This is a genomic window from Vibrio sp. R10-SF1-ISO8 (assembly GCF_059833805.1).
In genome coordinates this window covers 495,131-508,634 of record NZ_JCBDHL010000019.1, presented here as the reverse complement: position 1 = coordinate 508,634, position 13,504 = coordinate 495,131, and the positions used below count along the sequence as shown (strand labels likewise).

17 protein-coding genes are annotated in these 13,504 nt (G+C 42.9%); 5 read left to right on the top strand and 12 right to left on the bottom strand.

Annotated features, from left to right (window positions below):
• Window positions 1-49 precede the first annotated feature (49 nt).
• The 10 genes from AC6R00_RS17240 to AC6R00_RS17195 all read right to left on the bottom strand — a co-directional run bounded on the left by AC6R00_RS17240 (window position 50) and on the right by AC6R00_RS17195 (window position 7,289).
• Complete coding sequence (locus tag AC6R00_RS17240; RefSeq protein WP_500641322.1) at window positions 50-1,168, bottom strand: YadA C-terminal domain-containing protein; 1,119 nt, start codon at window positions 1,166-1,168, stop codon at window positions 50-52.
• An 82-nt stretch (window positions 1,169-1,250) separates the two neighbouring features.
• Window positions 1,251-2,105, bottom strand: a complete 855-nt coding sequence (locus tag AC6R00_RS17235) for a hypothetical protein (protein ID WP_500641321.1) — start codon at window positions 2,103-2,105, stop codon at window positions 1,251-1,253.
• Between the two features lie 413 nt (window positions 2,106-2,518).
• A complete protein-coding gene (locus AC6R00_RS17230) occupies window positions 2,519-3,133 on the bottom strand; it encodes a hypothetical protein (RefSeq protein ID WP_500641320.1) in 615 nt (204 codons plus the stop codon).
• Window positions 3,134-3,280: 147 nt separating this feature from the next.
• A complete protein-coding gene (locus AC6R00_RS17225) occupies window positions 3,281-3,586 on the bottom strand; it encodes a hypothetical protein (protein ID WP_500641319.1) in 306 nt (101 codons plus the stop codon).
• A gap of 78 nt (window positions 3,587-3,664) precedes the next feature.
• The gene (locus AC6R00_RS17220) at window positions 3,665-3,901 is read right to left on the bottom strand and encodes a hypothetical protein (protein WP_500641318.1); all 237 of its coding nucleotides are present in this window, start codon (window positions 3,899-3,901) and stop codon (window positions 3,665-3,667) included.
• Window positions 3,895-4,311 carry a hypothetical protein gene (locus tag AC6R00_RS17215; protein WP_500641317.1) on the bottom strand — a complete coding sequence of 139 codons (417 nt, stop codon included), beginning with the start codon at window positions 4,309-4,311 and terminating at the stop codon, window positions 3,895-3,897. The genes AC6R00_RS17220 and AC6R00_RS17215 overlap by 7 nt, the downstream gene beginning before the upstream one ends.
• A gap of 23 nt (window positions 4,312-4,334) precedes the next feature.
• On the bottom strand, window positions 4,335-4,478 hold the full coding sequence (locus tag AC6R00_RS17210) for a hypothetical protein (protein WP_500641316.1): 144 nt from the start codon (window positions 4,476-4,478) through the stop codon (window positions 4,335-4,337).
• A 307-nt stretch (window positions 4,479-4,785) separates the two neighbouring features.
• Window positions 4,786-4,893 carry a DUF2474 family protein gene (locus AC6R00_RS17205; RefSeq protein ID WP_500641315.1) on the bottom strand — a complete coding sequence of 36 codons (108 nt, stop codon included), beginning with the start codon at window positions 4,891-4,893 and terminating at the stop codon, window positions 4,786-4,788.
• Window positions 4,893-5,891 (bottom strand): cytochrome d ubiquinol oxidase subunit II, encoded by a 999-nt coding sequence (cydB, locus tag AC6R00_RS17200; protein WP_500641314.1) that lies wholly within the window; start codon window positions 5,889-5,891, stop codon window positions 4,893-4,895. The genes AC6R00_RS17205 and cydB overlap by 1 nt, the downstream gene beginning before the upstream one ends.
• 9 nt (window positions 5,892-5,900) lie before the next feature.
• Window positions 5,901-7,289, bottom strand: a complete 1,389-nt coding sequence (locus AC6R00_RS17195) for a cytochrome ubiquinol oxidase subunit I (RefSeq protein ID WP_500641313.1) — start codon at window positions 7,287-7,289, stop codon at window positions 5,901-5,903.
• Between the two features lie 135 nt (window positions 7,290-7,424).
• Here AC6R00_RS17195 and AC6R00_RS17190 point away from each other — a divergent pair, with 135 nt between their 5' ends.
• Both AC6R00_RS17190 and AC6R00_RS17185 read left to right on the top strand, forming a co-directional pair.
• Complete coding sequence (locus AC6R00_RS17190) at window positions 7,425-8,666, top strand: NADH:ubiquinone reductase (Na(+)-transporting) subunit B (RefSeq protein ID WP_500641312.1); 1,242 nt, start codon at window positions 7,425-7,427, stop codon at window positions 8,664-8,666.
• Complete coding sequence (locus AC6R00_RS17185; protein WP_500641311.1) at window positions 8,656-8,796, top strand: DUF2256 domain-containing protein; 141 nt, start codon at window positions 8,656-8,658, stop codon at window positions 8,794-8,796. The genes AC6R00_RS17190 and AC6R00_RS17185 overlap by 11 nt, the downstream gene beginning before the upstream one ends.
• A 14-nt stretch (window positions 8,797-8,810) precedes the next feature.
• Here the strand turns inward: AC6R00_RS17185 and AC6R00_RS17180 are convergent, their stop codons facing one another.
• Window positions 8,811-9,518: an SDR family oxidoreductase gene (locus tag AC6R00_RS17180; RefSeq protein ID WP_500641310.1), complete on the bottom strand. Its 708-nt coding sequence runs from the start codon at window positions 9,516-9,518 to the stop codon at window positions 8,811-8,813.
• Between the two features lie 257 nt (window positions 9,519-9,775).
• Between AC6R00_RS17180 and AC6R00_RS17175 the strand changes: the two genes are divergently transcribed.
• The 3 genes from AC6R00_RS17175 to AC6R00_RS17165 all read left to right on the top strand — a co-directional run bounded on the left by AC6R00_RS17175 (window position 9,776) and on the right by AC6R00_RS17165 (window position 12,895).
• Window positions 9,776-10,774, top strand: coding sequence for an ABC transporter substrate-binding protein (locus tag AC6R00_RS17175; protein ID WP_500641309.1), 999 nt, complete (start codon window positions 9,776-9,778; stop codon window positions 10,772-10,774).
• Between the two features lie 3 nt (window positions 10,775-10,777).
• Complete coding sequence (locus AC6R00_RS17170) at window positions 10,778-12,148, top strand: diguanylate cyclase domain-containing protein (protein ID WP_500641308.1); 1,371 nt, start codon at window positions 10,778-10,780, stop codon at window positions 12,146-12,148.
• A 138-nt stretch (window positions 12,149-12,286) separates the two neighbouring features.
• Entirely contained in the window at window positions 12,287-12,895 is a 609-nt protein-coding gene (locus AC6R00_RS17165) for a YitT family protein (RefSeq protein WP_004748620.1), read from the top strand.
• Between the two features lie 47 nt (window positions 12,896-12,942).
• On the opposite strand, the gene AC6R00_RS17160 is transcribed toward AC6R00_RS17165, so the two are convergent.
• Window positions 12,943-13,449: a flavodoxin family protein gene (locus AC6R00_RS17160; protein WP_500641307.1), complete on the bottom strand. Its 507-nt coding sequence runs from the start codon at window positions 13,447-13,449 to the stop codon at window positions 12,943-12,945.
• Window positions 13,450-13,504: the final 55 nt, after the last annotated feature.

Sequence of the window (13,504 nt, the reverse complement as noted above, 5' to 3'; positions counted from 1 at the left end):
CTTTGTCTAGGAAAAGAAGTGCCATCCATGGCACTCTAGCAGTTGCTCTTTACTTGAATGAGTAAGTTAGGCCAGCTGCAGCCATAGTGTCTGAGCTCTTGTTACCTTTGTTTGATTTAGCGTAACCAAATGAACCTTTAGCCATCCACTGTTTTTCGCTACCAAATGCGTAACCCACACCTACTGCGATTGCGTTAGAACCGTTGAAGTTCGCAACACCAGCACCAACACCAAAACCATCGCGACCGAATTGCATCTGAGTCATCGCACCAGCCATTGCTGCACCGTTCGATACGCGACCTTCAACGCTGTCGATTTTTGCGTCTAGGCGTGCTACTTCTTGCTTGAACTGTGTTTCAGCTTGAGCAGCCCAATTGTTAGCGTATGCTTCAGCTTCTTCGATAGTTGTTTCAGCTTCCATTACGTCGTTGTTGTAGTCCCAAGGATTTCCGCTCTTATCATCAGAAGGGCGAACGTCGTTGCCGTTGTTACCGTTGTTCTTGTTCTCTTCCATATCAACGTTACCGTTAGAATGGATTTTAGCTACTTTCTTGCCTTGAGCGTCGAATACATTACCTTCGCTATCTATGCTACCAGCTTTACGACCTTTAGAGTCACGAACAACACCATTAGAGATATCTAGGTGATGACCTTTCAGATCACCTTTGGTAAACGTTACGTCTTTACCGTTAATAGTTGCGCCGTTATCTTTGGCAATCTTTTCAATTTGGCTCTTACGACGTTCTGGATCAACTGGATCTACGAAGTGCTCAGAATCTTCCATTACATTGTTGTTTGGTTTCCAGTTAGAGCTGTCTTCTCCACTGATAACCACTTTTTGACGACCGTCAGCTTTTGCTTTGTAGTTTAGATCGATAACAGAATCGATTTCGCGCATCTTGCCATCGGTAGGGTTTGCGTCCGGTTTGTAGATTGTTACACGCTCATTGCCATTTGCATCACGTTCGATAGTAGCGACTGTTTGACCAGTCTTTGAGTCAATAATTAAGTTTTCGTTGTGTTCGTGAACTTCTACCCCATTTTCTTTAAGAACATCGCTGATGTAGTCATCGTATACGCCACGATCAATTTCAACGTAATCTGGAGTTGCTAGAGCTGCGCCAGAAAATAGAGTAGTTACAGTAAGAGCTAGAATTGTCTTTTTCATGATTTTTCCAATAAATATTTGTAAAAATGTAAGTGATTGAGTGGAGAGCTAGACCTCTCCTGTTTGAATTTCAAAAATGGAATTAGAAGCTATAAACAACACCGACTTTGAATACGTTGTCGTTTTTGTACTTGCTAGACATGCTGTCTGAATAAGTGTCAGTACCGTTTGAAACAGTGCCGCTGCCTTTTAGGTGAGTGCGAGCTTTGTACGTGTACTGTGCGTATGGCTTAAGGTCACCAAAGGAAGTTAGAACTGCTTTGATCTCAAGCTCTTGAGATTTAGCAGTTGTTTTCCCATTGCCGACTACAGTTTCAGTGCCTGTCATGTCTGCATTTAGGTAACTATTTACGTCACCGCGCTTAACGATGTAGTTTGCTGAAAGGTCGACGGTGTCCATTACGTTGTAGCCTAAAGTGAGGTCAACGCGGTGTACCTTAGATTTATGGCTGCCGTTACCATTTGCTTTGCCTGAGTTGTCGTAAGCAGAAAACTCACCTTTGCCATCAGAAATTTCGTAGCGGTAGCGAGCGGCGGTGTATAGGCCGTTGTCGAATGTGTAGCCACCCTTGATCCCGAACTTAGCAATGTTGCTGTCTTTGTATGTGGCTTCGCCGTTTACACCATCTACTTCTGGAGTAGCGGTGTACTTGTACTCTTTTGAGTAACCCGACGGTACGGTTAGGTCGAACGATGGCATGATGAATGCCTGACCCATATCGATTTTGTAGTCTAAAGAGAACGTAGTCTCTTTGTGGTGCTTAAGGTTTTCTGCACCGACGATTTCGATACCACCTGCTAGTCCGCCAATCACTTGATCGTGGAACTTAAGTGTCGTTTCTTTGTTGTTGCCGTGCGAAGCTTCAATATCTGTAGCTGCGCTTGAGAAAGAAGTTAGTGCTGCTAACACTGCTGTTGCGACTGCTAGTTTTTTCATGTTAATACCTATATTAATTTGATTATGAAAAAACCATCCTTGGGTGGCTCATGTTTGGGTATTTCCGCTCCCCTTTGTTTCATTCTTGAGCTCGAAAAGAATAATACAGTGTTCAAATTCGTTTGTGAACCCAGTGAATCTATAAATGAATCAAATTTGTTTAAAAATGATTAATTATGACATTTCTCTGACATTGTATTATCTTTGGTTTCAAAAGTGATTCTGTGTGTGGGGTTGGCACCGAACGGCGATTTTAATCAGCAAGAATGATCAGATAACAACTCTGGTTGGTGTAAAGCCAGATATGAAAGTACGTGAAATGTAAAAAGCCCTAGAGCGATGCGCTCTAGGGCTAGGAACAAATATATCGGAGGAGGTGGAATTGAGTTGTTGTAAACGTGAGCGATATTGGTTTATTGACTTTCACCAACGACTACGACATCACCGGTTTCTTCGTCAAGGTAGGCGCCAATTGGCTGTAGGTCTTCGTCACTTGCTTGAGCGGTATCATGTTCACCTACCACAACCACGTCACCAGTTTCTTCATCGAGATATGCGCCGATAGGTTGGAGATCTTCATCACTTGCTTGAGTGGCATCTTGTTCGCCGACTACAACGACATCGCCTGTTTCTTCATCTAAGTAAGCGCCAATGCCTTGTTGATCTTCGAGTACGAACTCGTAGCAGACGCGGGCTTCAAACACACCAGACATGCTATTTGAGTCGCCAGCAATTTTGCCCGGTTTGTTCTGTACTAGCCAGTCATTCGCCGCGCCGCGCAGTGGAGCTTCATCGCTTGACCCAAACACACCAGAATCTTGGTAACACGCCAGAATCTTGCCGTCACTAAAGCGGTGTTTAGCCACAATGTATTGATTACCGTCGGTCGCATTGAAGATAGAATCATTTGACGTTACATCGTAGGTGATCGCCTGACGCGCACCTTGTACATCATTATAGATAGAGCATCCGCCAAGAGTAGAAGTAGCGACAAGAGCAACAAGCAGTGTTTTAAAAGTAGTATTCATAATTGGTTCCTAAGAGTAGGTAGTAAGTTGCTAATGGATTTACCGAATCCAACTTAGCATTGCTGTTATTGGTTAGATTTTTTCAATCGGATAACTGAAAGCAAACGACGATAATCGTGTCATATGCAGTTAAGTCTGAAGTTCGAATCAAAAAATAAGCTCTACAACTCGGCCTAGCTGATATTTCATTTTGTCAGACTTGCGCTGTTGAAATAGATAGCGTTCATTCGCTTGTTGCCACCCAGAAGTGAGCAAGCAACTAGTATGGTCACCGGATTCTTTCGACGACTCTATACAGCTTTGGCTGATTGCATGACATTCGCTATAGCTTTGGCTGATCGATTGGTTTACCTCTTGGTAATAATCGGCACACGAGCTAAGGTATGAAGTGCTGACTGAAAATAGGCAGCACCCAACGAGTGCACCAGTCAGCGCAGTAGAAAATACGTTCATTGTTGATTCTCCGCCGCAATAGAGTGAGTCATTGAATTGACCATTTTTCACCTCGATGAACTATGATGATCGAGCGCGCTATCTTCGACTAACAAGATATAAGCGCACACCGGTAGCCATTCCTTCGAGTAATTTATCCATAGAGACAACGTCAATTTCGCCGCCAGATAAATCGCGTAGAGATCCATCGACTAGTTTTAAGCCTTTCTTTCCTTGTTGGATCGTTAATGGGATTCCCCAAATACCTGAAAATCTTTCTGCTTTAGCGCGAACCGTTTTTACGCGATGTTCGTCTATATGAGTCACAGCTAGCATGCCTCTTGTGGCTTGTTTTCGTCGGTCACGTCACTGGCTTGCTGTGAAATAGACTTCGTTGGTGCAAAAAGCAAAGCTAAACCGAGTAGTAGAGAGACGATACCAAATGCGGCATGAATGGCACTGCCAATTAGAACTGTGCCTTGAATGACAAGACTCGAAGCAGTGCCAATCTGGAATGCGGCCTTTAATCGAGCACTGACAATTGCAAAGCTAGTAATCATGCAAAAACTGTAAGGAACTAACAGTAGGGTAAAGGCTGCCATGTGTGAACGTGGCGTGACTAGGTTAACAGTTGCTAACACAATCAATTGGCAAACGACGAGGTTAAGTGCCATTAAGCCAAGATACTGTCGTCGACTTAGCGTCGAATTTTTAAAAGTAAACACAGACTGAACTAACTGTTTCATTGCTCTTCCCATTCTCAATTTACTTAACCTTGAATGCCGCGTGGTGCGCTCTTTAATGAAACCGTCTCAGTGGTTGGTGAAGTGTTTTGATCTTCAACCTGGTCTACCACATTTGAGGTAGGTGTTGCATTAAATAGGGCTAGAACGGCAAGAGTGATGATTTTCATACCTGTGTAATCCTGCGCATCTTGACTATCAAATAGATAAATCTGAGTTGCTTTTGTTTCAATACTTAACTGATGTTCGTACTATAATTTCAACTATGAATCTAAATGTCAGGAAAATGTCAATATCAATCACAAATGAAATGGTTTGTTAGTTTTGTATTAGATGTAGTGAATTGTTATAGGGGTAATTACTCATATTGATGATAAAAAAGAGTAGGTGGTCTCAGCAGAAAAACTGTGAAATGAATTGTTTTACAGAGGAAAGGCGTCGGCGTAAGCTAATTACCTAGTACTCTGGTTTTGTGCTTTATGTTCCAAGAACAAGGCGAACGAAAAAAGAGAACAGAGTAAGTGCCGAGATACTGAGTGACCATATAATCACAAACCAGATTATTCGAGATGTTTTGTTGCTCATCAATGATACCCCTCTCCATGCTTCAATCGTCCTCTAAATACCCAGTAAGAATACGCGCTATAGACGATAATCATAGGTACTAAAAAGACGGCGCCAGCTAATAAGAAATTGAGGCTTGAGTCTGGAGCCGCTGCATCATAATAAGTCAGCGAAAAGGGAATCAAATAAGGGAAGGTGCTAATTCCAAACCCAACTCCAGATATCACAAACAAACCGATACCAAATAGGTAAGCTTTAAGTCCTTTATGTTGCATGAGAGAAGCAAAAAGTTGCCAAATGAAGCCCGCAGCGCAGATTGGTATCAACAGGAACACCAATGTTTTGGGGAATGAAAACCATCTTTCAAAAATGAGTTCATTTATAAATGGAAGCCATATGCTCACAACCACGATACTTGTTGTCATTATTAAGCCACATCGTTTGGCTATAATGTAGTAGCGGGTCGTGAGGTCTTTAGGCATCTTAATTATAAGCCAGCATGCTCCAAGCAGTGAGTATGCAGAGAGCAAAGCGAAAGCACAAAATAAGCTGAAAGGGGTCAACCAATCAAACCAACTGCCACTAAAAGATCTTCCATCGATATCAATACCCTGAAGAAGAGCTCCTAGCATGACTCCCTGCATTAGGGTTGCGAGTAGTGAACCAATAAAAAACGCACCATCCCAGAGAAACTTACCCCGTCTAGTCCTGAACCGGTATTCAAAGGAAACCCCTCTAAGAATTAGCCCCAACAGCATAAGGATGAGTGGCGCGTAAAGCGCAGGCATAACAACCGCATACGCAAGTGGAAACACCGCAAAAAGACCACCTCCACCGAGTACAAGCCATGTTTCATTGCCATCCCACACTGGCGCAATACTGTTCATCATTAAATCTCGTTCGTTTTCACTATGAGCACCAGGAAACAAAATTCCAATGCCTAGGTCGAAACCGTCGAGAATCACGTAGATAAGTACAGCAAAGCTGATCAGTCCGTACCAAATCAATGCGGTATCCATAAGACTCTCCTAGGTTAAGTGATTGGAGTGGGAAACAGGGGAGGACTCAGTGCCATCTGGTAGTCGACTGTCGAGCGGTTGTTCATACTTAGTAGGCGATTTACGCATCAATCTTATTAGATAGAAGAAGCCTGCTCCAAAGACAATGAAGTACACTATGACAAATGCCGTTAAGGAGATGCTTATTGCTGCTGCGTCTATGGGAGATGCGGATTCAGAAGTGGTCAATAACCCGTAGACAGTGTAAGGCTGGCGCCCAACTTCAGTCGTTATCCATCCGGCTAGGACGGCTATGAAGCCAGCAGGGCCGAAATATACGCACATTTTGTGGAACCAAGCAGCCTTGAAAAGCTGGTTTTTTGTACGTAACCAAAGGCTTAAAACGCCAATAATTAGCATGCCAAAACCGATGGCGACCATCACTCTGAAACTCCAGAATACAATTTGTACTGGAGGGTGATCGCCTTCAGGAAATGCATCTAGACCTTTTACTTCGCCATCCCAGTCATGTGTGAGAATGAAGCTACCCAACTTTGGTATCTCAACAGAGAAGTCCACTTGCTTGGTACTATCGTTTGGGACTCCAAACAGTATCAAAGGAGCGCCTTTATGGCTTTGATAGTGTCCTTCCATTGCAGCTATTTTCGCTGGTTGATGCTCAAGGGTGTTAAGACCATGCACATCACCCGCTATGATTTGCACTGGGGTAACAACAGCTGCCATCCACATTGCCATAGAGAACATAGTTCTTGCTAATGGGTTGTGAGGTGCTCTGAGAAGATGGTATGCCCCAACAGCCGCCACGACGAAAGCGGTAGTTAAGTACGCTGCGAGCAACATGTGTACAAGTCGGTAGGGAAAAGAGGGGTTAAAGACAATTTCAAACCAATTTTCAGGAATGAATTGCCCCACCTCGTTGATCGAATAGCCAGCGGGCGTTTGCATCCAGCTATTTACGGAAAGGATCCAAAATGCAGAGAGAAAAGTCCCGAATGCGACGATACAAGTAGAGGCAAAGTGAAGTGTTTTACCCACTCTCTCCATACCAAACAACATCACGCCTAGAAAGCCCGCTTCTAGGAAAAATGCAGTGAAGACCTCGTAACCCATCAATGGACCAAGTATAGGGCCAGTCTTGTCGGCAAATACGCTCCAATTGGTGCCAAACTGATAGCTAAGAACGATCCCACTTACGACTCCCATACCAAAGCTTATCGCAAAAATCTTTAACCAGTACTTGTACAGTTGGATAAATTTGTTGTTGTTGGTTTTCAACCAAAGCCCTTCTAAAACAGCTAGATAGCTTGCCAATCCAATAGTAAAGGCAGGAAAAATAATGTGGAAGGAGACGGTAAAAGCAAACTGGAATCTGGCTAAGTCTACGGCAAGTGAGTCCATAATTTTCTCCTCTGTGTGCTCTCTTGCTTACGCTCAGTCGTCAAGCCCAGTTCAAATAACCACCAACTATTTTTGTTCTTCTTACTGATGAAGTGCGTAGAAATAAGGCGTAACAATGAAGATAAAGGTGTACTCATGAGTTTTAAAAGCCGTTTAGATAAGTTGGCACCTAAATTTGAAGCAGGTGGAAAGTACGAAAAAATGTATCCACTGTACGAGGCGGTAGCGACCATTTTCTATACACCTGGTTTGGTGAATAAAGGACAAACGCACGTACGAGACAGTATCGATCTGAAGCGTATTATGATTTTGGTTTGGTTAGCGACATTTCCGACCATGTTTTGGGGTATGTACAATATTGGTAACCAAACCTCATTGGCGTTGCTAGCAAGCTACTCTGCTGATGGGTTAGCCGATATAGTTAATGACAGTTGGCGCTTTGCTTTGGTATTTGGTGATGCCGAAGGCATAGCGAGCGCTTCTTGGTGGAGTAAACTCGTACTTGGGGCAAGCTATTTTCTCCCCATCTATGTAACAGTTTTTGTCGTGGGTGGTTTTTGGGAAGTGCTTTTCGCAATTGTCAGGAAACATGAAGTTAATGAGGGCTTTTTTGTAAGCTCAGTTCTCTTTTCTCTTATCTTGCCTCCAACGATACCATTATGGCAAGCCGCTTTAGGTATAACGTTTGGTATTGTCGTCGCCAAAGAAATTTTTGGTGGGACTGGGCGTAATTTTCTGAACCCAGCACTCGCTGGTCGAGCATTTCTTTATTTTGCCTACCCTGGCAACATGTCGGGTGGGTTGGTTTGGGTTGCGGCAGATGGTTACACCGGTGCGACCCCTTTAAGCCAGTGGTATGAGCAAGGAAACGCAGGGCTAATCAATAACGCAACTGGCGAGCCCCTTTTGTGGCTAGATGCGTTTCTAGGGAATCTACCAGGCTCGATCGGAGAAGGTTCAACGCTTCTTATAGCTTTTGCAGGGATAATACTTATCGGCATGAGGATCGCTTCATGGAGGATTGTTGCGGGGGTGATCGTGGGACTAGTCAGTACTTCAGTTCTTTTGAATTTTATTGGGTCAGACACCAACCCCATGCTTTCTATGCCTTTTTACTGGCATTTCGTCTTGGGTGGTGTGGCATTTGGTACTTTCTTTATGGCGACTGATCCCGTTTCTGCTGCCTTTACCAATAAGGCTAAGTGGGCATATGGAATACTCATCGGTGTCATGACTATCGGTATCCGGGTGCTCAACCCCGCCTATCCTGAGGGGATTATGTTAGCCATTTTGTTTGCCAATTTGTTTGCGCCCTTGTTTGATTTTATGGTGAAAGAGGCTGCGATAAAACGAAGGAATCAACGTCGTGCCTCATGAGATTAAGAAGCAGCATTTACCTGAAAAGGTTTGTGCTGCCTGTAACCGGTATTTTGCTTGGAGAAAAAAATGGGCAAAGTGCTGGGAAGACGTAAAGTATTGTTCAGAGCGTTGTAGAAAGAGTAGATAAAGCTAACGTAATTATTACCACGGTAGTGTTTTACCGGAATAATCGTAAAAGTTACCGCTTTCGTCGACGCTTTTCGACTCTATGATATCTATCAAATCTTTCGCGACTTTTTCTGGTCTAAATAACTTCTCTTTTGGCACGTTTGCTTGAAATGGTAGGGAAAGGTCGGTGTCTGTCGTTCCAGGGTGAAGTGATAAAACCGTTGCTTTAGGCATCCATCGTTTCCATTCAATTGAAATTGTTTTGATAAGCATATTGAGTGCTGCTTTTGAACATCTATAGCTATACCATCCCCCCAATCGGTTGTCAGATATGCTGCCGACTTTAGCAGACAGTGTTACAAACTTTGGAGCTCCACTAGATTTGAGTTGGGCTGAAAAGTATTTGGCGAGAAGCAATGTTGGCAGGGCATTTATAGCGATATTTTCTAAGAAAAACTCACTAGAGACTGAATTGAGGTTTTTCTCAGGTCCTTGATGTTCATTGTGTAGAAAACCAACGCAATTAATAAGCCAATCTAATTGGTAAAATTTTTCAGAGAAATGCTTTATCGATTCTTCTTCACGAATATCTAACTGGTGCCAATTAATTTGGTCGTCCTTGTATCCCGTGACTGAGTGAAAATAGGTACCATGTATTTCTGCGTCCACATATCTTGATAAACATTCACTAGCTAAAGCGGTTCCAATTCCGCCGCTTGCTCCGACTATTAGTACTCTCATTAGGTCTTCCAATTAAACTCATATAGTTGACTAATACGTTGTAGAGTTCTTCTGACATCAACAACCAAGTAGATAAATACACGTGTTCATTATTTAAGAACCTAATGTTGAATAAGCTTATTTTTGTGATCCAATCCAAATATTTAGTCCGTTTGTACATGAAGTTGATGGAAATGTGAGTAGTGGATGCAAATTTACATATTCATAGGCTAGATTTATATGTGCTAGGTTTCTTATAAGGGCTGGGTGTATCTAGAATGCCGGTTTTCAAAACTAAAAAATTGGCGCTTGGTGTATCTGTGTTAGTGCTATGCACTGTGGTTGCGGGCGTAATTATTGGGATGAAGGTTAATAAAAAGACCTCGTCTTCTCATATTAAAATAGGGGTGTCCTTAACGCCTTCCTCTTCGCCGTTTTTAATTGCCGAGCAGCTTGGCTTATTCAAACATTTTGGCCTAGATGCCACATTATTCCCTTGTTCTAGCGGAGCTGCTTGTACTCAGTTAATGCTGGATCAAAGTGTCGATTATGCCATTGCTTCGGAATCGGTAGTGATGTTTCAAAGTTTTGAAAGAGATGATCTGACCCTTCTTGCAAGCTTCGTTGAATCTGATAACGACCTAAAACTGCTTACGCTTGCCCCGGTTAATATACGCAGCGTTTCTGACCTTGATGGGAAGCGAGTGGGAATAGTAAAAGGGACGGCCAGTGAGTTTTACTTTGATTCTGTGCTAATTAGCAATAGCGCTCACGAGATTAAAGTTGAAAAGATCTACCTGCAGCCTCATGAGCTTGTGCCTGCTCTTCTCTCTTACCGCGTTGAAGCAATATCTGCATGGGAACCTATGGGGTTTGAAGCCAATTTATTGTCTGTCTCTGAAGTCTCCAACTTAGGTACAAAAGGCGTATATCAGCTCTCATTTAACTTAATTACGCGTTCCCCTTACCTTGAGTTTGTAGGAGATGAACCGATTAGATTACTGCGAGCGCTTGATATGGCTAACGAATGGATTAACTCCAACCCAGACAAGGCGCTACGTATCATCTCACAAAGGTTAGATATTCCGCTTAATCAAATTGAATGGTCATGGGACGACTATTTGTTTCGTCTGTCCTTGGGTAATTCGCTACTTTCCAATCTCCAGCTTCAATCACGTTGGGCGATTGAGAATGGCTTTGTTGAAGATACACCGCCTGACTTTCGTCAAGTCTTGTATTCCTATCCATATCAACAAGCCGTGGCATTAAGGGATTAAGCAATGTTGGACTCACTGTTTAAAAAGATGTTTATCTTGTCGACAACCACCATGATTTTGACTCTGTTTATTGTTGTTTCTTTCTTTAAAATCAATGAACAGCAAAAGGTTACTAAAGTCGAGCTTGATCAAATCATCGATTTACAGCTGTGTGTCGACTTGTTGAGGAGCCAGCTATGGGTCTTTAAACAGTTTGGTGACGGTTCTAGCCTTAACCAGGTAGAGTTGGCTCAAGCGGAGCTCTCAACAAAGCTTACTGCATACAAAGGGAGCAATATCCAACTCGACAATATTCAACGGATGAACCATAGCTTGCACACCCTTTTGATTAGGGAAAAGGAACTCTACTTTGTCGAAGCAGAAGGAGGTGTCGATGACGTTGCTTCCATTCTAACGGCAAGGAATCTGCTTCACTCACGCTACAATATGATAGTTCAAAACATGACGGAAGAATTGGCTTACGTTCACCGATTGGTGGTTAAGAGAAATGCTTCTTCGCTTGAAAAAGTCATGTCTACTGCAGCGGCTTGGCTAATCCTTTGTTCGATTTTAGTAAGTGTCACTGCTTGGCTAATTCTGTTCCGCTTTAAATCAGGTGCGGAAGCGATGAAAGCGGCGATTCTTAATTTAGCGCAAGGACGATTGGATACCAAAGTTGAAGCGGTCAAGATGGACAGTGAGTTTCGTGTGATCGCGAATTTCTTTAATCAGATGACGGTCTCTTTGTGTCACTCGACAGTAACGAAGCAAGAGCTAGAAGAAGAGATTATTCGACAAACCAAACAGCTCAAGCATAAGCAAGAACAGTTGCTGTTTTTATCAGAGCATGATCCTCTCACCAACTTAATGAATAGGAGAGCATTCGATAAACAGCTTGAGCAGTCGATTGTTAAGGCCAAGCGAACAGGGCATAAATTCGCGCTACTGTTTATCGACTTAGACGACTTCAAAAACGTCAACGACAATTACGGCCACGACGCAGGCGATTATGTCTTAGTTAAAATAGCCGAGCGCCTTTCAGATTGTGTTCGCGAGTCTGACATAGTAGGAAGATTGGGGGGCGATGAGTTTGTGGTTTGCCTCGATTTGCTAAAAGATTTGGAAGGTGTTCCGGGGAAAATAGAGCAAATTGGTGAAGTCATTAAATCGCCGATCGTGTTTGGTGGGCATTCATTAAGCGTAGGATCGAGTATTGGTATTGCTTGTTTCCCGGAGCAGGGTACAACCAAAGATGAGCTAATCTGTATTGCCGATAAAGCCATGTATGTTCAGAAAGAATGTAAGGATCAAGTACAGGCTGAGCAAGAAGAAAAATCTGAATCGAAAAAGACGCAAAACGTTGTAAAGCTGTTTGCGCAAGGTAATAAGCAATAGCTCAGTGTAAAATAGGATTAACACCTTCAAAACATGTGTTTTGTCACTAACTCTAGACTTCTTTATCAATAATCGACATTTTATGCAGGTTTGATTCACGCTTCTTTTGTGAATCGTAAAGGGATAGGAAGTCTAAGAATGGATAAAGAACATAGCATGCGCGAGAACTTACTCGCGTTGATTCTCGGTAGTGCCTTAGTATCTTTGGGTGTTATCTTTTTCAATAAAGTCGGTTTGTTAACTGGCGGTACAGCCGGTTTAGCGATCTTTTTAACCAAGGTCAGTGACTTTAGCTTTGGTCAGGTTTTTTTCGCACTTAACCTACCGTTTTATCTTCTCTCTATCACTCGTATGGGCTGGCGCTTTACGCTTAATACCTTTATTGCGGTAACGATCGTGTCTTTTGCCGTTGACCATTTGCATCATGTGATCGAAATTGCGCGAATTGACCCGTTTTATGCAGCCTTACTCGGTGGTGGCATGATAGGTATTGGCATGCTAGTTATATTCCGCCATAAAATGAGTCTCGGTGGTTTCAATATTCTTGCGTTGTTCTTACAAGAGCGATTTGGGATTCGTGCTGGAAAAGTACAAATGGCTCTTGACTGCTCCATTGTTGTCATGTCGCTGTTTATTGTTGATATCTCATTGATTCTACTCTCGGTGGTGGGGGCAATAGCGACCAACTTAATATTGGCAATGAACCACAAGCCAGGGCGTTATCAGCCACAGGCAACGACGGTTTAAGGCTACATATTTAAAAGGCTTAGCAACTTGCTAAGCCTTTTAATTTTCTACCTATTGTTCAACGCTTGATTAAACAGCGAAACCTCTTTGGAATCTATTGAGTATCCGTTATTGCAGGCTGCGTGTAGCGTTGCCGCGTATTCAATATTAAAGTAGCGAAAAAGTCCTTCAAAGAAGCTGTGAAAAATCGGACAGATCGCTTGTTTACCTGAACTGGTGAGTACAAAACCGCGTTTAGACTCTAGTGCTCTCGCTTTGGGTTTTAGGTCTGCAACATCTAACAGCTCTGTCATCCTATCAATTAGCGCCTTCATAGGGGCTGTTACTGAATACCAGTAGATGGGTGACGCAAAGACAATATTGTCTGATTCAAGCATCTTTTCAACAAGCGGATAAAAATCATCGGCTGGATAGCGGTTCTCGTATCGATAGGGGGTGATAGTAAGCGAGTCAATATCGACAACCTCGACAGTATGATCTGCTGCTATGTGTTCAATTGTCTTGGCGGTATTACCTTGTTTGTTCGCACTAGAGAAGAGTATTAATGTCTTCATTTATAAGTCCTTTTCAATGTTATCGAGATTCGATGAAAGGACTATAAAACCTCAA